The organism is Kitasatospora aureofaciens (assembly GCF_019192735.1).
GTDB lineage: Bacteria > Actinomycetota > Actinomycetes > Streptomycetales > Streptomycetaceae > Kitasatospora > Kitasatospora aureofaciens_A.
Genome location: NZ_JAHTKP010000023.1, coordinates 17,554 through 34,977, shown reverse-complemented (window position 1 = coordinate 34,977; position 17,424 = coordinate 17,554). Strand labels below are relative to the sequence as shown.

The window sequence follows — 17,424 nt, the reverse complement described above, 5'->3', positions numbered from 1 at the left end:
GAGCCAGACGTCGGTGGTTGCGCCCGGCGAGATAACGCCGTTATTCTCAGATAACGGCGTTATTTGACCGCGTTGCCCGACCGAGGAGGCGCCATGCCCAGCACCGCGATCACCACCGTCGAGCTGACGATCCTGGACGACCACGTCGAGAGCCGGGTCGACGCCGTGCTGCGCCCCGCCCCGGACGACGGCGCGGGCCCGCACGTCTGGCTCACCCACGCGGACGTCGAGCGCGCGCTGGGCTTCACGCGCAAGCCGCAGGGCTGGTGCCGGGGCGAGATCTGCATCCCGGCGGCCGCCGTCGCGCGGATCGAGGACGCGAGCGCAGGCGTTGGACTGCTCGACGTCACCGCCTTCGCCGAGCTGCTGGGCCGCCCGGTGGCGACCGAGCCCGCCGCCCGGGTCCTGGCACTCGGCGCGTCCGCGGCCGACCGGTCGGCCGCCCTGGCCGCCGGGGACGCACCCGACTTCACCCTCCCGGACGCCGACGGCGTCGAGCACTCGCTCGGCGAGCTGCGCGGGCGGAAGGTGGCGCTGGTCTTCTGGGCCTCCTGGTGCGGCTGCCGCTACGACCTCCCCGCCTGGGAGCGCCAGCACGCCGAACTGGCCGCCGAGGGCTTCTCGGTGCTGAGCGTCGCCGTCGACCGCCGGACCGAGGACGCGGCGCCCTGGATCGCCGAGGCCGCGCCCACCCACCCCGCGCTGATCGACGTCGACGGCCGGGTCGCGGACCTCTACCAGCTGCTCAACGTCCCGACCGTGGTCTGGATCGACGAGCACGGCCGCATCGCCCGCCCCAACGACACACAGTTCGCCACCGACCTCTTCCGCTCCATGAGCGGCCTGGACTCCGGGAAGACCCTCGCCGCCCTACGTCGGTGGGTGACCACCGGCGACGCGGGCGTCGACGCCGACACGGTCGCCGGGTTGACCGAGCCGAGCACCCCGGAGCGGCAGCGGGCCCGCACGGAGGCGGCGCTGGCCCTGTGGCTGCTGCGCCACGGCCACGAGCGGGCGGCGGAACGGCACTTCGCGGCGGCGTCCGAGCTGGCCCCGGAGGACGTCACCACCTGGCGCAGCGCGATGCCGCTCCTCGGCGTGGACCCGATGGGCGACGAGTACTTCGCCCGGCGATCGGCGCTGGAGGCGGCGGGTGTGCCGATCTACCGTCCGCTGCCGGAGCGGGCGTAGCACGGCTCGGGCTTCTTGCAGAATCATCCCCATGCCCGCGAAATCACCGACCGGCGCCTTCGCCCGAGCCCAGGCCCAGGGCGAGGCCGCGCTGCGCACCGCCCTGCTCGACATCGCCGCCGGCCTGCTCGCCGCCGAGGGTCCGGCCGCGCTGAGCATGCGCCGCCTGGCCACCGCCGCCGACTGCTCGACCACCGTCCTCTACCGCCAGTTCGGTGCCAAGGACGCCATCACCGCGGCCCTCTACCGCGAGGGCTTCGCCCGGCTGCGCCGCCGCCTCGACGCCGTGCCGCGCGGCGACGACCCGGCCGAGTACCTGGCCGCCCTCGGCCGCGCCTACCGCGCCAACGCCCTGGAGGAGCCGAACTTCTACGGCGTCATGCACGGCGAGGCCGTTCCCGGCTTCGTCCCGGACGAGGAGTCCCGCGCGGCGGCCGCGGCGAGCCTCGACGTGCTGCGCGAGGCGGCGCGCGCCTGCGTCGAGGCCGGGGTGCTGCGGCCGGACGCCGACGTCGACGAGGTCACCGACCTGCTGTGGGCGGCGGCCCACGGCGTGATCAGCCTTGAGCGGGGAGGGCACTTCCCCGGCGCCCTCGGCGAAGAGCGCTTCCGGGCCCTGACCCGGGCGGCGGTGGCGGCCTTCCTGCCCTGAGGCCGCCCGTCCGTCCGTTGCTCACATGCTTGTGGGCCATCACCCGGTACCAGGTGATGGCCCACGAGGCGGCTCGCTCGCGTGATCAGCCTTCGAGGCGGACCTGGTCGGCCTGCATGCCCTTCTGGCCCTGGATGGCCACGAACGAGACCTTCTGTCCCTCCACCAGGGACTTGAAGCCCTGCCCCTCGATCGCCCGGAAGTGGACGAACAGGTCGGGCCCGGACTCCGGTGTGATGAAGCCGAACCCCTTCTCGTCGTTGAACCACTTCACGGTGCCGGTCTGACGCTCAGCCATGCCATCTCCTCTACGTAGTCATGCCGTCACAATGGGCGCTCGCGATCATCGCACAGGGTTGACTCCGCCTGAGGGAGAACGGGCAAAGCCGACGGTCGGGCTCCTCGGGCCCGTCTTCAAACTCCCGCCTGCCGGGCGACGCCGGGGCACGCGCCTCGCTGCGTTGTCGTCGGTCGCCGATGTCCCCCAGCCTTCGGCCGGGAGGTGCCCCCACCGCATGGACTCCCTCCTCCGCCTTGCGATGCACGCACCCCAACGCCGCCCGGCCCGCCCTCCGGGCGGACGACGGGAGTTTGAAGACGGGCCCTACCGCGCGCAGTGGTGGGCGACGGTGTCGGCGAAGGTGAGGGCCAAGGGGGAGAGGGTGTCCCAGCGGCGGACGGCCCAGCCGGCGGTGAGGACGGGGAGGGCCGGGAGGGGGATCAGGCGGAGGCCGGGGTGGCCGGGGCCCTGCCATTCGGGGAGGGCGGGGACGACGGCCTGGCCGAGGCCGAGCTCGGCGAGGAGGATGGCGGTGTCCCAGTCCGCGACACTGGTGTCGAAGACCGGGCGGATGCCCGACCTCGCGAGCCAGGAGTCGAGCTGCGAGCGGGCTATCGAGTTCTGCGGCAGGCCGATGAGCCGGGCGTTCTGGAGGTCGACGGGGTCGACGTGGGGCCGGCCGGCCAGCGGGTCGCCGGCGGCGACGGCGAGGACCCAGGGGAGTTCGACGACCGGCCGCTGCTCGATGCCGCGGACGGGGGAGCCGAGGGTGATCCAGGCCAGGTCGACGCGGCCGGCGGCGAGCGCCTCGAAACAGCTGCGGCTGGAGACCTCGGTCTGGAACTCCAGGCTGACCTGCGGGAAGCGCCGCCGGAAGTCCACGACCGCCGCCGACATGAAGTGCCGGATCGTGGTGGCCCCCGTGGTGATCCGCACCGATCCGCCGTCGCCGCGCGCGAGTTCGCCGATGCCGCGCAGGGCGTGGTCGATGCCGCCGAGGCTGTCGACGGCCGCCGCCTGGAGGAGCCGCCCGGCCTCCGTGGGCACGACGCCGCGCGGCTGCCGTTCGATCAGGGCGACGCCCAGTTCCCGTTCGAGGCGCTTCACGTGCTGGCTGACCGCGGACTGGGTGCACGACAGCTCGCGGGCGACGGCGCTCAGTGAGCCGGCCCGGCACACGGCGGCGAAGACGCGGAGATCATCAAGAGTCACGGTGACCCAAGGTATCGCTTGGGGGTTCCCCAGCAAACCCGTGGATTGACTTGGGTGTTCGCCGGGCTCGATCATCGTTGCAGGGCCCAGGGCGGCAACCCGCCCGCTGTCCTCGCGGCGTTCCGGACGCACAGGCGGGGGTACGGCGGGTGCCGACCCGCAACGCTCCGAGAGGAAAACCGACTTGTGCACCCTTCCGGTCACCACCACCAAGGCCGTCTCCCTGCTCCGCGAACTCGGCGCGGCCGACGTCGAGCACCCCGGTGGGACCCTGCTCGCCCATCTGGAACGCGTCCAGCGGCAACTCGCCGCCTGGGGCGCCCGTCCCGCCCTCCAGCTCGCGGGGCTGTGCCACGCCGCCTACGGGACGGACGGCTTCCCGACCGCACTCCTGCCGCTCGACCGCCGGGCCGAACTGGCCTCGGTGATCGGCCCGGAGGCCGAGAACCTGGTGTACCTGTACGCCAGTTGCGACCGCGCCGCGACGTACCCCGGGCCGGCCGGCCCGGACGCCGTGTTCCACGACCGCTTCACCGGCGGCACGTTCACCCCGGACGCCGCCCAGCTGCGCGACTTCGCCGAACTGTCCGCGGCCAACGAACTCGACATCGCGCGGATCGACCCCGCCTTCCGCGCACAGTGGGGGCCGGACCTGCTCACCCTGTTCACGCGGCTGCGGCCGCAGTTGAGCCCGGCCGCCTGGGAAGCCTGCCAGGCCCTGGGCGCGGGCCCCCGCTGGACGGTGGCGGTGCTCGGCCCGGGTGGCGTCGGCGGCCTGCTGGCGGCGCTGCTCTCGCGGGCCGGCCACCGGGTGATCTGCGTCGCAGGCGAGACGACCGCCGACGCCCTGCGAACGGACGGAATCCGGGTGCGCAGCGCGCAGTTCGGGGAGTTCACCGCGCGCGTGGAGGCGGACACCGAGCTGCGCGTGCCCGTCGACCTGTGCCTCGTGACCGTCAAGCACACCCACCTCGCCGCCGCGCTGGAGCGCATCCCGCCCGCCATGACGGCCGGTGGCCTGGTCGTGCCGTTGCTGAACGGCATCGAGCACCCGGCCGAGCTGCGCCGACGCTTCGGTGCGGAGCGCGTTGCCGCGGCCGTCGTCCGGGTGGAGTCGACCCGGGTCGCGCCGGGCGTGGTCGAGCACGGCAGCCCGTTCACCGACATCGACCTGGCCGGGCCGCCGGAGCGGCTCGCCGCCCTGGCCGATGTGCTCGGCGGCGCGGGCGTGCAGACTCGGGTGAGCGAGGACGAACCTGCCGTGCTGTGGGCCAAGTTCGCTTTCCTCGCGCCCTTCGCCCTGCTCACCACCAGGTACGGGCTCACCATCGGCCGGGTCCGCACCGAGCACCGCGCCGAACTGGAAGCCCTCGTCGAGGAGGCGGCGGCCGTCGCCCGGGCCTGCGGCGCACCGGCGGACCCCGCCCGGTCCCTGGCCCTGTACGACGCGTTCCCGGCCGACGCCAAGTCGTCGATGCAGCGCGACGCCGAGGCCGGGCGGCCCCTGGAACTGGACGCCATCGGCGGCGCCCTGCTGCGCTCCGCCGAGCGCCACGGCGTCCCGGTGCCGCTCGCCGGCCGCCTGGTGGCCGAGCTGGGGTGAGGGCGTCGGTCGCTGTCGGTGGGCAGGTCCAGGCTGCTGGCCTGTGGCCACCGCATGATCCTCCGTCATCCCAGACCGATGATCGGCGGTGGCCGCAGCCGTTGTCCGACAACTGGCCGACCGTTTTGAGGCGTACCGCGCAGAGCTCCGACCGGCCCGCTCCGGTCGATTTGCTGCCCGCCCCGCGGGCACAGGACCAGCGGCGCCGACCGGCAGCCGGTTCGGCTGACGGAGCGGCGTCCCGTCTTCGTTCCGCCAGGTCAGCGCGCACGTCGGCGCTGCGCCGACCTAACGTGGCGTCATGAGTAATAACTCTCTGCAACCGATGATGCCCGTGCGGCATCACGCAAGGCTCCTGATGCGGGCCGGCCTGACGGCGGTGGCCACCCTGGTGTTCGGCGCCACCGCCGCGGCGCCTGCCGTCGCGGGCGGGTCCGGTGGTCCCTTCCTCAGGCCGCTGAACACGGTGACCACCGTGGCGTCCACCGTCCCCGCGAACGGCGACCAGAACCCGTACGGCACCGTCGTGATCCGCCACAGCGAGGGCGATCTGCACCGGGGCAACGTGCTGATCAGCAACTTCAACAACAAGCCGAACCTGCAGGGCACCGGCACCACGCTGGTCCAGGTGAGCCCGGACGGCAAGGTCAGCCAGTTCGCGCAGATCGACCCGGCGAAGCTGCCCGGGGAGTGCCCCGGCGGGGTTGGGCTGACCACGGCGCTCACCGTCCTGCCGGGCGGCTGGGTGGTGGTCGGCAGCCTGCCCACCACGGACGGCACCGCGGGCACCGCGTCGGCCGGCTGTCTGCTGGTGCTGGACAGCCACGGCACGGTGCGCGAGACCATCGTCGGTGACGGCATCAACGGCCCCTGGGACATGACCTCGGTCAGCCACGGCGACCGGACCGAGCTGTTCGTGACCAATGTGCTCAACGGGACCGTCGCGGCCGGCGGCACGGAGGTGGACCGGGGCACCGTCCTGCGGATCACCCTCTGCCGGCACGGCGACCAGCCCCCGGAGCGGGTGGCGACGACCGTGATCGGCTCGGGCTTCGGCGAGCGCACCGACCCGATGGCCCTGGTGATCGGTCCTACCGGGGTCGGCCTCGGCCACAACGGCACGCTCTACGTCGCCGACACCCTCGGCAACCGGATCACCGCCATCCCCGACGCCGTGCACCGCACCAGTGACGCCGGGACCGGACGGGTCGTCACCGCCGGCAACCACCTCAACGGCCCGCTCGGGATGGCCATCACGCCGCGCGGCGACATCCTCACGGTCAACAGCGGCGACGGCAACATCGTCGAGACCACCCCGGCCGGCGACCAGGTGGCCGTCCGCACCCTCGACACCAGCGGTACCCCGCCCGGCGCCGGCGCGCTCTTCGGCCTCGCCATCGACCTGGACCGGGACGCGGTCTTCTTCGTCGACAACGCGACCAACCAACTGGACGTCCTGCACTGACGCGTCCTGCACCGACCGGACTGCCTCGGACCGCACCCGTCCCCCGCACGCCCCGTGCGGGGGACGGCTGCGGTCCGGCCGTCACACGTCGGCGGACACGTTGGCCGTCAGCTGCCGCAGGATCCGCCTGACCTGGTCGAAGTCCTGCGGCGGCAGCCCCATCGCGTCGCCGATGGCGCCCGGGACGGCTTCGGCCCGCTCGCGCAGCTCGCGGCCCTGGTCGGTGAGGCTGACCCGGACGGTCCGCTCGTCGTCGGGACGGCGTTCGCGGCGCACCAGGCCGGCGGCCTCCAGGCGCTTGATCAAGGGGGTGAGCGTGCCGTAGTCGAGTTGGAGGGCGGCTCCGATGTCCTTGATCGACGCCGTGCCCTGCTCCCACAGGACCAGCAGGGCCAGGTACTGCGGGTACGTCAGGCCGAGCTCCTCCAGCAGCGGCCGGTACCGGTGGGTCACCGCGCGCGATGCCGCGTACAGGGCGAAGCAGAGCTGGTCGTCCAGGTGCATGGAGAACGACCGGTCCGCGTCCTGTTCGGTGCTGGGGCTCATCGGTCCGACCTCCACGTGCGCTCTCATCCCAGCAGCCTACCTCCACCTGTGGGCTATTTGAACGACCGCGTTTTACTTGTGCGCGAGGTAATCGTGCCCTAGCATTTTGGGGAGACGGGGCCCCACAGGGCTCCCTTCCCTGGAGGTGCCAGCCATGTCCGAGTACAGCCCGACCGCGCCGGTGCTGGAGCAGGCCGCCGCCGAGTTCGCCGCCGCGACCGCCAACCCGCCCTTCCTCTTCGACCTCGGCCCGGCCGAGGGCCGCAAGGCCGTCGACGAGGTCCAGGCGGGGGAGATCGCCAAGCCCGCCGTCGACGAGGAGTGGGTCACCGTCCCCGGCGGCCCCACCGGCTCCGTCCGGACGCGTATCGTCAAGCCCGCCGGAGCCGCCGGCACCCTGCCCGTCATCGTCTACATCCACGGCGCCGGCTGGGTCTTCGGCAACGCCCACACCCACGACCGGCTCGTGCGCGAGCTCGCGGTCGGCGCCCGGGCCGCCGTGGTCTTCCCCGAGTACGACCTCTCGCCCGAGGCCCGCTACCCGATCGCCATCGAGCAGAACTTCGCGGTCGCCCGATGGGTCGTCACCGACGGTGCGAGCAAGGGCCTGGACGCCGCCCGCATCGCCGTGGCCGGTGACAGTGTCGGCGGCAACATGGCCGCCGCCCTGACCCTGATGGCCAAGGAACGCGGGGGCGTGCCGCTGGCCGCGCAGGTGCTGTTCTACCCGGTCACCGACGCCGCTTTCGACACGCCGTCCTACCACCAGTTCGCCACCGGCTACTTCCTGCGCCGCGACGGCATGCAGTGGTTCTGGGACCAGTACACGACCGACCCCGCCCAGCGCGCCGAGATCACCGCCAGCCCGCTGCGCGCCACCGTCGAGCAGCTCAAGGGCCTGCCGCCCGCGCTGGTCATCACCGGCGAGGCCGACGTCCTGCGCGACGAGGGCGAGGCCTACGCCACCAAGCTCCGCCAGGCCGGCGTGGCCGTCACCGCTGTGCGCTACCAGGGCATCATCCACGACTTCGTCATGCTCAACGCCCTGCGCGGGACCCACGCGGCCCAGGCCGCGATCACCCAGGCCGTCACCGTCCTGCGCCAGGCCCTCGGCACCGACTGAGCGCACGCCGTGAGACCGACGGGTGGGACGCACGACGAGTGCGTCCCACCCGTCGCGCGCATGGGCCCGGAGCAGGGCCCGCCATCCTGTCGGGGCCGGGCCGCGAGGGGCGGATCGTCGACTTCCGCCTGAACGAGCTGCGTGCGGCGATGGCGGCTACTCTGGGCGGCGTCAAATCGATGGCTGAGCAGGGAAGTTACGTGTTGACCGAGCCCACTGTCCTCCTCGACGACGTCCGCGCCTCCGCCGCGCGCCTCAGCGCCACCGTCGACGCGCTGACCGACCGGGAGGCCCGCGAGCCCTCGGCTCTCGCCGGGTGGAGCCGGGGGCACGTCCTCACGCACCTCGCGCGCAGTGCCGACGTCTACTGCTGGCTGCTGACCCTGGCCCGTACCGGCGCCGAACCCGGGCCGAGGGCCGACGCCACCACTCTGGACCGCCTGCTGCGCGAAGGCGCCGGGCGTGACGCCGCCGCCCTGGTCGCGGACCTGCGCCGCAGTCTGGACCGGCTGCTCGACGAGGCGTCGGCCGTGCCCGCCGAGCGGTGGTCCGTCCTGGTCTCCGCCCTGGCGGGGTGGCGGCACCCGGCCTGGTTCACCCTGCACCGCGCGCGGCGCGAGCTGGAGGTCCACCACGTCGACCTGGACCTCGGCCACATCCCGGACGCCTGGTCCGTCGGCTTCGTCACCGGGGCGCTCGACGAGACCGCCGCCGCCCTGGCCGCGCGCGACTTCGCCGTCGCCCGCATCGAGGCCACCGACCTGGACCGCGCCTGGACCCTGGCCGCGACCGGCCCGACCGTCACCGGCCCCGGCCACGTGCTGCTCGCCTGGCTCGCGGGCCGCGGGGCGGATGCCCGCCTCCGGTCGGACGCCCCGCTGCCCTCCCCGCCGGCCTGGCCGCAGCCTCCGACGCCGGGCTGGCGCTGACATTTGTCATGCCGCGGCAGTGTGCGAGCACACTGCCGCGGAGCGTGGCCGCGCGGCCAGCATGGATGCCATGACCACCACCGACGTGAACCTGAACCACTCCCAAACCCTGCGGGCCTTCCGCACCGTCCGGCGGTTCCTGGCCGCCTATCTGGGCCTGAGCGTGATCACCCTGGCGGCGATCGTCGCGCTCGCCGACCACCCGTCCATCGTGAACACGGCGGTGTGGATCCGCGGCACCGCCGTCGCGGTCAGCGCCGCGATCACGCTCGTGCTCGCCGTACGGGCCGCGCGCGGATCGTACGGTGCGTTCCGCCGGCTGCGGATCATCTCGGCGGTCATGCTCGTGGTGATCGTCGCCATCATCGTCACCCCGGGCACGTTCCCGCTCTGGATGAAGATCGAGCAGGGGCTCTGCGGGATCGCGCTGCTGGGGGTGGCCGCCGTCGTCAACGGCCGGCACCTGCGTACGCTCTTCGCGGCGAGCGGAGCGGAGCTGCGAGCGGAGCGAAGCTGAGCGGGCTGAGCGGGCTGAGCGGGCTGAGCGGGTTGGGCGAACGAACCGAAGGAGGCGTGCAGGTGACCCACGGAGGCACCGCCGATGCGGGCGCGGACGGCGACTCGCACCGGTGGGCGTACGGCTGGCGCCGCGTCATGCTGGGGACCGGGATGCTCGTCTTCCCGGCCCTCACCGTCGGGGGCGTGGCCCACACCGCGAGCGGGACGGCCGCTGTCGCCGGGTACACGAGCGTGGGCGCCTTCGTCGTCTGCTACGTGCTGACGAGCGTCGCGATGGCGCGCGGCCGGCAGCGGCGCGCGGAGCTCCTGGCGGCCGCGCTCACGGCGCTGTTCATGGCCGCCCTGCCGTTCGCCCACGCCGACGCGTTCTTCCTGGCCACCGTGGTCGTCTCCTGCGTCGCGGTGCTGCGCCCCGGCTGGGCCACCGCGGCCGTGCTGACCGGCACGCTGGGCGCCGTCCTGCTGCCGTGGGCGGTCCGGCCCTGGCACAGCGGACCCGGCTGGTTCCAGGCCCTGGCGCTGCTCTTCACCTCGCTCACCGTGCGGGCGTTCTCGGAGATCGCCACCACCAACCGCGCCCTGGTGGCGGCCCGCGCCGAGGTGGCGCGCCTCGCCTCGGAGGCGGAGCGCAACCGGATCGCCCGGGACCTGCACGACCTGCTCGGGCACTCGCTCACCGCCATCACGGTGAAGTCGCGGCTGGCCCAGCGCCTCGCCGAGAAGGACCCCGACGCGTCCCTCGCGGAGATGGCGGCCGTGGAGAACCTCTCCCGGCAGGCCCTCGCCGACGTCCGGGCGGCGGTCTCCGGCTACCGCGAGGTCACGTTGGCCGCCGAACTCGCCCGTGGCCGCGAGCTGTTGCGCGCTGCCGGGGTGGTCGCCGACCTGCCGAGCGCCACCGACTCGGTGGCGCAGGCCCACCGCGAACTGTTCGGCTGGGTGGTTCGGGAGGGGCTGACCAACGTCGTCCGGCACGCCCGCGCGACCCGCTGCACGGTGCTGGTCGCCGACACGGCCGTGGAGATCCGCGACGACGGGAGGGGCGGGGGCGTGTCGGGGCAGGGCAACGGGAAGGGCCTGGCCGGCCTCCGTGAGCGGGTCGCGGTCGCGGGCGGTAGCGTCGAGGCCGGCCCGCTGAGTCCGCGCGGGTGGCGGCTGCGGGTCAGCGTCCCACCGGAGGGCCGCCGACCGCACGACCGCGTCCGAGAAGGCCGGGAAGGCCGAGCAGCCCCAGAAGTCCCAGAAGCCCGAGAAGGAAACTCATGACGATCCGTCTCCTGCTCGCGGAGGACCAGGAACTGGTCCGCACCGCGTTGTGCACGCTGCTCGGCCTGGAGGACGACTTCGCGGTGGTCGCCGCCGTCGGCCGCGGCGACCAGGTGGTGGACGCGGCTCGCGAGCACCGGCCCGACGTGGCCCTGCTCGACATCGAGATGCCCGGCCTGGACGGCCTGGCGGCGGCCGCGGTCCTCGCCGAACAGGTGCCGGGCTGCCGGGTGGTGATCCTGACGACCTTCGGGCGCACGGGCTACCTGCGGCGCGCCATGGAGGCGGGCGCCGTCGGGTTCGTCGTGAAGGACGCCCCGGCCGAGGTGCTGGCGGACGCGATCCGCCGGGTCGTCGCGGGGGAGCGGGTGGTGGACCCGGAGCTGGCCGCCGCGACCCTCGCCGCGGGCGCCTCCCCGCTCACCGCCCGCGAGCGCGATGTCCTCAACGCCTGCCGATCGGGTGCGGACGTGGCCGAGATCGCCGTGAAGCTGTACCTGTCGGAGGGGACGGTCCGCAACTACTTCTCCTCCGCCATCGCCAAGACCGGCAGCCGCAACCGGCTGGAGGCGCTGCGCGTGGCGGACGAGCGCGGCTGGCTCTGACGAGGATCCGGTCGCGGGTTCGGGCGCGGAGGTGATCGAGGATTCGATCACGGCGAAATCTGTTGGCCTTGTCGATGGAACCGATCATGCTGACTCCCGGAACACCCTCGTTGATTGGGAGCCGTTATGTCCGAACCCCTGCCCGCCGACCTCCAGCGGGAGATCGCCCGCACCCTGCGGGTCGCCGCCGTCCCCAGCGCCGCGCAGGACGCCGAGCGCCGGGTGGCGTTCCTCGCCGACCAGGTGCGCGCGGCCGGGGCGCGCCTGCTGGTGCTCGGCGTCAGCGGGGGGATCGACTCCACGACGGCCGGGCGGCTCTGCCGGCTCGCCGTCGACCGGCTGCGCGCCACCGGGTACGAGGCGGCGTTCTGTGCGATGCGGCAGCCCTACGGCGTGCAGGCGGACGAGGAGGACGCCCGGCTCGCGCTCGACTTCATCCGGCCGGACCGCGTCCTGACGGTGGACATCCGGCCCGCGACCGACGCCGCGATGGACGCCCTGGCGGCCGCCGGACTGACCTTCGAGGACAGCGCGCACGAGGACTTCGTCCGCGGCAACACCAAGGCCCGGCAGCGGATGGTGGCCCAGTACGCGGTGGCGGGCGCGTCGGCCGGGCTGGTGGTCGGCACCGACCACGCGGCGGAGGCGGTCTGCGGTTTCTTCACCAAGTTCGGCGACGGCGCGGCCGACCTCATGCCGCTCGCCGGTCTGACGAAGCGTCAAGTGCGAGCTGTTGCTGAGGCGTTGGGTGCTCCTGCGGCGCTCGTCGACAAGACGCCGACGGCCGACCTGGAGTCGCTCGTCCCCGGCCGCCCCGACGAGGATGCGCTCGGCGTCGGCTACGACGCGGTGGACGACTTCCTGGAGGAGCGGCCGGTCGGCGAGGAGGTGTTCCGTACGGTGCTCGGCCACTACCGGCGGACCGAGCACAAGCGCCGCCTCCCGATCACCCCCTCGTAGCGGCCCCGGGCGCGGCGGCGTAGCCTCACATGCATAGCCTCTGCACAGCCTCGCCCGTCGGCGGCAGCCGAGTCGGCAGCGGTAGCGGAAGGGGATCCGGCCATGAAGTACGACGAGATCATCGCCACCGTGCAGGAACTCACCGGGCTCCCCGACCGGGCCGCCGCCGCGCGCGCGACCAAGGCCGTCCTCCTGACCCTCGGCGAGCGCCTCCCGTCCGGACTCGCCGCCCACGTGGCCGCCCAACTGCCGCCCGAGCTGGCCGCGCCGGTGCGGGAGGCGATGCAGGAGGCCGACACGGAGGGGCGCACGCACGCCTCCGCCGAGCGGTTCGGTCTGCCCGTCTTCGCCGGACGGGTCGCCGACCGGGCTGGAACGAGCGAGGACGGCGGTATCCGGGAGGCGGCGGCCGTCCTGGAGGTGCTGGACGCGGCGCTCGCCCCGGAGCTGATGGACAAGCTCGCCGCCGTCCTCCCGCACGACATCGCGGAGCTGCTCCCCTCGGGCCGCGCCCGGGCGTGACCAGGGGGTCCGGCCGAGCTGGTGGGCATCGGCGAGGGGCAGGACCGTGGCGCCGGGGTGCTGGTCGAGCTCTGACCGGCTACCCGGTGGGGCGCCGCCGGGCGGCGCCCCACCGGCTCACGCCCGGGGCTTCCAGGCGTAGCGGATGTCCGGCTCGCGCTCCTCGTTCTCGCTGCCGTCGGTGCGGAAGCTCTCCACGAAGCCGTGGCGCTCGTAGAAGCGCTGGGCCGCGGTGTTGACCTGGAAGGTCCAGAGCTCCAGGCCCTCGGGGGAGCGCTCCTTGGCGACCGCGACCAGCCGGTCGCCGAGGCCGCGGCCGCGCCAGTCCGGGTCCAGGTAGAGCTGGTCGAGGTCGCCGTCGTGGAGCACCATCATGCCCACGACGGCGCCGTCCGCCTCGGCCACCCAGGTCTCCCGGGTCGGCACGATCTTCTCGACGAACCACGCACGGATCCGGTCGTTCCCCCGGGGCCGCCGCACGGTCGGCAGCGCCGCGTCGAACGAGCGGATCCAGACCTCCGCCACCGCCGCCGCGTCGGCGTCGACGGCGCGGCGGACCACCAGATGATCACTGTTCATGAGCGGCGATTCTGTCATGCCTGCGTCTTCCTGTCCGAGGGTTGGTGAGGTTCCGTCAGTGCGCTGACGGAGGCGCGGTGTTCAGGCGCTGCTCAGGCCGGGCCGGGCACGCGCGAGGCGGCCAGCGTCTCGGCGAGGTTGCGCCAGATCTCCGCCGCCAGATCGACGTTGGCCGCCTCCTGGGCCTGGCGGGCGAGTGCCTCGATGGCCGGGATGCCGACCTGCTCGCGTCCCTGCAGGATCTCGATCTGGTTGGCCAGCACCTCCAGCCGGAGGCGGTCGCGGATACCGAGGTCGGCGCGTGCGTCGCCGATGCTGGTGCAGAGGTGTCCGGCTTCGGCGATGTACCCCTGGGCGAACAGCAGGTGCGCGCTGAGCGCCCGGAACTCCAACTGCTGCCGGCGGGAGGCGACCAGCCCGAGGACCGGCTCGGCCTCCCGCAGCAGCGCGTCGGCCTCCTCCGGGCGGCGGGGGTTCATCTGCAGGAACAGCGAGGCGGCGGCGAGCCGCAGCCGCAGCCACATCGTGATGTCCGCCCGGCTGTCCTGACGCTCCAATGCCTGCTGGAGCCGGTCGGCGGCGCTCGCGATGTCGCCCTGGCGGACGAACACGTTGGCGGCCGTCCACAGGGCCTCGACGCCGAGCGCGACCGGGACGTCCGGCAGCAGCAGCTCCGCCTCGGCCGCGTGGGCCAGAGCGTCCTGGAGCCGGCCGATCTCGGCCTCGGTGGAGATCAGGACGAGCAGGGCCCGGAGCCGGTCGGCGGTGGTGGGGCCGTCCTCGGCGGCGAGCCGCCGAGCCTCCACGGCCAGCCGGTGGGCGGTGCCCATGTCGCCGGCGGATCTGTGCCGGCGCGCCAGCACGAGTCTCGATCTGAGCTGGAGCGCGGGCACACCGAGCTGGTCGGCGAGGTCGACGAGTTGGTGTGCGATCGATTCGAGCTGGTCATTCGTCGCCGGCCCGGAGCCGGATTCCCGGGAGACCGACGGGACGAGCAGCCACAGGGAAAGCCAGCGCAGTGCGGTGGATCCCTGTTCGCCGTTCTGCGCGACGGAACTCAGCACCTGCGCGACGGTTTCCTCGTCACCGGCCGAAATGGCGGTGGCGATCTCTTCCGCCATTGATGTGGAGCGTTCCTCCGCGAATGCGGAGGCCGGTACTCCCAGCTGGTCGGCGAGGTACTCCACCGCCTTGGCGGTGGGCGGTCGCGCCCCGGATTCGAGGCGGGACAGATACCCGGCCGACATGCCGGGGCCCACCAGCTTGGATTGCGACAGCCCGCGTTCCTGGCGAAGTTGCCGAAGTCGTTGCCCGAAAAGCGGTTGTTCCAGCACCGCGTCCTCCTGCGTTGATCCGATTCCGGGCACGGGACCCGCTTCTGCAGATCTCCCCCGGCCGTATCCCGCACGGACACCTTGCCATCCAGCAAGTCAGTTGTCCAATCTGCGACACGGTTGGAAAGTCTCCAGAGTTTCGTTTGCCAAATTTGGCAACGGTCGAGTTCTGGCATGCCCTCGGCAGGGGGAGTGCGGTGGCGGCCGGTTACGGCCAGTCGATCTCGCCGGCCGGCAGGGGCTGCGTCGGCGTCGTGGTCGCGGCGCCGGCGGCGACGGTCGGTCGGGCGCCGTCCGCCTGAGTGGCAAGCCCGGCCGCGACCAGCGCGGACAGGGACAGGCAAAGAGCGGCAAGGGCGCGGCGGTACGTGCTCATGGGGAGTTCTTCCGATCGGTGGGGTCTGTCGGGCGCCCCCGCATTGGGGGTGCGGAGGTGTCGGCTCCGGTTGCCCGGTGGCAAGGATGAGACTAGATGTATTGCCAGATCTAGTCAACGGATCAACTAGTGCGTTGACAAGGATGGCAACCCGGCCTAGCGTTCCCGCCGGTGACATGTCCAGAAGGAGGAACGTGCCGATGGCAATGGAACCGATCAGCTGGCGGGCCGGCTGGGAAGCGGCCCCGCGATTGACGGGCGCGCTGGCGAGCATCGCCACACTCTCCGTCCGTGAGTGCGAGGTCTTCGACCTGCTCGGCGTCGGGCGGTCCAACCGTGAGATCTCCGGCCAGCTCCGGGTCAGCGAACGGACCGTCAAGAAGCATGTCGGCAGCATTCTGGAGAAGCTGGGGCTGGAGTCCCGGCTCCAGATCGGGCTGGCCGCACTCGCGTACCGCATCGCCCGCTCGGAGCAGGCCCCCGCCCGCCCGGACCCCTGCGAGCGGCTTGCCGCCTGAGTGGCCGCTGCCCGTAGGACCGCGGCCCGAACGGTGGCCGCCCGACCGGGGGGTGGACCAAAGTTCCCTGGTCCCGGCCCGGCAGACCGTGCCAGGATCGAAGCGAAGCCTCCCGGTGCCAACCGGGGAGCGGCCGAACCCGATGCGTCCCCCGGATCCGGTTCGGCCGCCCGCTCGCTCACGTGGGACCCGCATCTGCGCCCACACCCGACACACACCGAGAAGGACCGGACGCGCACCGCTGCGCGGGCCCCGGCGTGCCTCGGTCCATCCCACAACTGCCCTTTCAGGGAAGGTCATCCGGCAATGAGTCATGCTCTGGAACAGGAATACGACGTCGTGGTCGTCGGCGGCGGCCCCGGCGGATCGACGGTTGCGTCCTTCGTCGCGATGCAGGGACACCGGGTCCTGCTCCTGGAGAAGGAGGAGTTCCCGCGGCACCAGATCGGCGAGTCACTGCTGCCGTCCACCGTGCACGGGATCTGCCGACTCCTCGGCGTCACCGACGAGTTGGCCGAGGCCGGCTTCCAGAAGAAGAACGGCGGCACGTTCCGGTGGGGCGTCAACCCAGAGCCGTGGACCTTCGACTTCGCCGTCTCCGAGAAGTTCTCCGGCCCCACCTCCTTCGCCTACCAGGTCGAGCGGATGAAGTTCGACCAGCTGCTGCTGGAGAACTCCCGCCGCAAGGGTGTGGACGTCCGCGAGCGCTGCTCGGTGGTGGACGTGCTGGAGGAGGGCGGCCGGGTCTGCGGCGTCCGCTTCGACGACGCCGAGGGCGTGCGCCGCGAGGTCCGGGCCACCTACGTGGTCGACGCCTCCGGCAACAAGAGCCGCATCCAGAGCAAGGTGGGCGGCGAGCGCACGTACTCGGACTTCTTCCGCAACATCGCCCTCTTCGGCTACTACGAGGGCGGCAAGCGGATGCCGGCCCCCAAGACCGGCAACATCATCTGCGCCTCGTTCAGCCTCGGCTGGTTCTGGTACATCCCGCTGTCCGACGAACTCACCAGCGTCGGCGCGGTGCTGCGCCGCGAGGCGGCCGTCGACCTGATCCAGGGCGACCGCGAGAAGGTGCTCGACCAGCTGATCGCCGAGTGCCCGCTGATCGCCGACTACCTCTCCGAGGCGCGCCGCGTCACCGACGGCCCGTACGGCGAGATCCGGGTGCGCAAGGACTACTCCTACATCCAGGAGAAGTTCTGGCGCCCGGGCCTGGTCCTGATCGGCGACGCCGCCTGCTTCATCGACCCGCTGTTCTCCTCCGGCGTCCACCTCGCCACCTACAGCGCGCTGCTGGCCGCCCGCTCGATCAACACCGCGCTGCGCGGCGGGATCGCCGAGGACGACTGCTTCCGCGAGTACGAGGACCGCTACCGCCGCGAGTACTACCTCTTCCACGACTTCCTGGTCCAGTTCTACGACGTCGACAAGGACGAGCGGGCCTACTTCGACGAGGCCAAGAAGGTCACCAGGGGCTCCGCCTCGGAGGCCGAGTCCTTCGTCGAGCTGGTCGGCGGCGGCGCCTCCGACGAGGCCGCGCTGGTGCGGCCCGGGGCGATCATCTCCGACGAGCGCAAGGCGGGCCTGCTCGGCCAGCTGCCGAAGATGCACTGGGAGGGCTCGCGGATCCAGGCCCAGGCCCTGCTCGGCGAGAGCAGCGGCGACCAGCCGCTGCGCGAGGGCGGCCTGGTCGAGTCCACGGACGGCATGCACTGGGCGGTCTTCGAGCCCGCCGGAGCCTGAG

The 17,424-nt window shown here is 72.9% G+C and carries 19 protein-coding genes and 1 pseudogene; 14 read left to right on the top strand and 6 right to left on the bottom strand.

The window, feature by feature from the left end; all coding sequences use genetic code 11:
* Positions 1-93: 93 nt before the first annotated feature.
* The gene (locus KV557_RS22385; protein WP_218202984.1) at positions 94-1,191 is read left to right on the top strand and encodes a TlpA disulfide reductase family protein; all 1,098 of its coding nucleotides are present in this window, start codon (positions 94-96) and stop codon (positions 1,189-1,191) included.
* Between the two features lie 31 nt (positions 1,192-1,222).
* On the top strand, positions 1,223-1,843 hold the full coding sequence (locus KV557_RS22380; RefSeq protein ID WP_218202983.1) for a TetR/AcrR family transcriptional regulator: 621 nt from the start codon (positions 1,223-1,225) through the stop codon (positions 1,841-1,843).
* Between the two features lie 85 nt (positions 1,844-1,928).
* On the opposite strand, the gene KV557_RS22375 is transcribed toward KV557_RS22380, so the two are convergent.
* Together KV557_RS22375 and KV557_RS22370 are read right to left on the bottom strand one after the other, a co-directional pair.
* Complete coding sequence (locus KV557_RS22375) at positions 1,929-2,141, bottom strand: cold-shock protein (RefSeq protein ID WP_218202982.1); 213 nt, start codon at positions 2,139-2,141, stop codon at positions 1,929-1,931.
* A gap of 306 nt (positions 2,142-2,447) precedes the next feature.
* Positions 2,448-3,335, bottom strand: coding sequence for a LysR family transcriptional regulator (locus KV557_RS22370; protein ID WP_218202981.1), 888 nt, complete (start codon positions 3,333-3,335; stop codon positions 2,448-2,450).
* 184 nt (positions 3,336-3,519) lie between these two features.
* Between KV557_RS22370 and KV557_RS22365 the strand changes: the two are divergent.
* From KV557_RS22365 to KV557_RS22355, 3 genes and pseudogenes are all read left to right on the top strand, one after another.
* Positions 3,520-4,068, top strand: a pseudogene (locus KV557_RS22365) (DUF6817 domain-containing protein); the annotation flags it as partial.
* Complete coding sequence (locus KV557_RS22360) at positions 4,054-4,938, top strand: ketopantoate reductase family protein (protein WP_218203110.1); 885 nt, start codon at positions 4,054-4,056, stop codon at positions 4,936-4,938. The pseudogene KV557_RS22365 and the gene KV557_RS22360, both read left to right, overlap by 15 nt.
* Positions 4,939-5,239: 301 nt before the next feature.
* Positions 5,240-6,403 (top strand): hypothetical protein, encoded by a 1,164-nt coding sequence (locus tag KV557_RS22355; RefSeq protein ID WP_256177791.1) that lies wholly within the window; start codon positions 5,240-5,242, stop codon positions 6,401-6,403.
* Between the two features lie 81 nt (positions 6,404-6,484).
* On the opposite strand, the gene KV557_RS22350 is transcribed toward KV557_RS22355, so the two are convergent.
* Complete coding sequence (locus tag KV557_RS22350) at positions 6,485-6,949, bottom strand: MarR family winged helix-turn-helix transcriptional regulator (protein WP_256177790.1); 465 nt, start codon at positions 6,947-6,949, stop codon at positions 6,485-6,487.
* Between the two features lie 154 nt (positions 6,950-7,103).
* Here KV557_RS22350 and KV557_RS22345 point away from each other — a divergent pair, with 154 nt between their 5' ends.
* The 7 genes from KV557_RS22345 to KV557_RS22315 all read left to right on the top strand — a co-directional run bounded on the left by KV557_RS22345 (position 7,104) and on the right by KV557_RS22315 (position 12,873).
* Positions 7,104-8,072: an alpha/beta hydrolase gene (locus KV557_RS22345; protein WP_218202979.1), complete on the top strand. Its 969-nt coding sequence runs from the start codon at positions 7,104-7,106 to the stop codon at positions 8,070-8,072.
* Between the two features lie 203 nt (positions 8,073-8,275).
* Positions 8,276-9,001: a maleylpyruvate isomerase family mycothiol-dependent enzyme gene (locus KV557_RS22340; RefSeq protein ID WP_256177789.1), complete on the top strand. Its 726-nt coding sequence runs from the start codon at positions 8,276-8,278 to the stop codon at positions 8,999-9,001.
* A gap of 70 nt (positions 9,002-9,071) precedes the next feature.
* Positions 9,072-9,518 carry a hypothetical protein gene (locus KV557_RS22335; protein ID WP_256177788.1) on the top strand — a complete coding sequence of 149 codons (447 nt, stop codon included), beginning with the start codon at positions 9,072-9,074 and terminating at the stop codon, positions 9,516-9,518.
* Positions 9,519-9,580: 62 nt separating this feature from the next.
* Complete coding sequence (locus KV557_RS22330; RefSeq protein ID WP_308130010.1) at positions 9,581-10,786, top strand: sensor histidine kinase; 1,206 nt, start codon at positions 9,581-9,583, stop codon at positions 10,784-10,786.
* Positions 10,783-11,391, top strand: coding sequence for a response regulator transcription factor (locus KV557_RS22325; RefSeq protein WP_218202977.1), 609 nt, complete (start codon positions 10,783-10,785; stop codon positions 11,389-11,391). Before KV557_RS22330 ends, KV557_RS22325 begins: the two co-directional genes overlap by 4 nt.
* Before the next feature lie 126 nt (positions 11,392-11,517).
* Positions 11,518-12,351, top strand: coding sequence for an ammonia-dependent NAD(+) synthetase (gene nadE, locus KV557_RS22320; RefSeq protein ID WP_218202975.1), 834 nt, complete (start codon positions 11,518-11,520; stop codon positions 12,349-12,351).
* Positions 12,352-12,453: 102 nt separating this feature from the next.
* Positions 12,454-12,873: a DUF2267 domain-containing protein gene (locus KV557_RS22315; RefSeq protein ID WP_218202974.1), complete on the top strand. Its 420-nt coding sequence runs from the start codon at positions 12,454-12,456 to the stop codon at positions 12,871-12,873.
* A 117-nt stretch (positions 12,874-12,990) separates the two neighbouring features.
* On the opposite strand, the gene KV557_RS22310 is transcribed toward KV557_RS22315, so the two are convergent.
* The 3 genes from KV557_RS22310 to KV557_RS22300 all read right to left on the bottom strand — a co-directional run bounded on the left by KV557_RS22310 (position 12,991) and on the right by KV557_RS22300 (position 15,162).
* Entirely contained in the window at positions 12,991-13,452 is a 462-nt protein-coding gene (locus KV557_RS22310; protein ID WP_218202972.1) for a GNAT family N-acetyltransferase, read from the bottom strand.
* Between the two features lie 92 nt (positions 13,453-13,544).
* Complete coding sequence (locus KV557_RS22305; RefSeq protein WP_218202971.1) at positions 13,545-14,786, bottom strand: helix-turn-helix domain-containing protein; 1,242 nt, start codon at positions 14,784-14,786, stop codon at positions 13,545-13,547.
* 208 nt (positions 14,787-14,994) lie between these two features.
* Positions 14,995-15,162, bottom strand: a complete 168-nt coding sequence (locus KV557_RS22300; protein WP_218202969.1) for a hypothetical protein — start codon at positions 15,160-15,162, stop codon at positions 14,995-14,997.
* Between the two features lie 200 nt (positions 15,163-15,362).
* On the opposite strand from KV557_RS22300, the gene KV557_RS22295 reads away from it, so the two are divergent.
* Together KV557_RS22295 and KV557_RS22290 are read left to right on the top strand one after the other, a co-directional pair.
* On the top strand, positions 15,363-15,680 hold the full coding sequence (locus KV557_RS22295; protein WP_218202967.1) for a response regulator transcription factor: 318 nt from the start codon (positions 15,363-15,365) through the stop codon (positions 15,678-15,680).
* Positions 15,681-15,986: 306 nt separating this feature from the next.
* Complete coding sequence (locus KV557_RS22290) at positions 15,987-17,423, top strand: tryptophan 7-halogenase (RefSeq protein ID WP_218202965.1); 1,437 nt, start codon at positions 15,987-15,989, stop codon at positions 17,421-17,423.
* The last annotated feature ends 1 nt before the right edge of the window (position 17,424 follow it).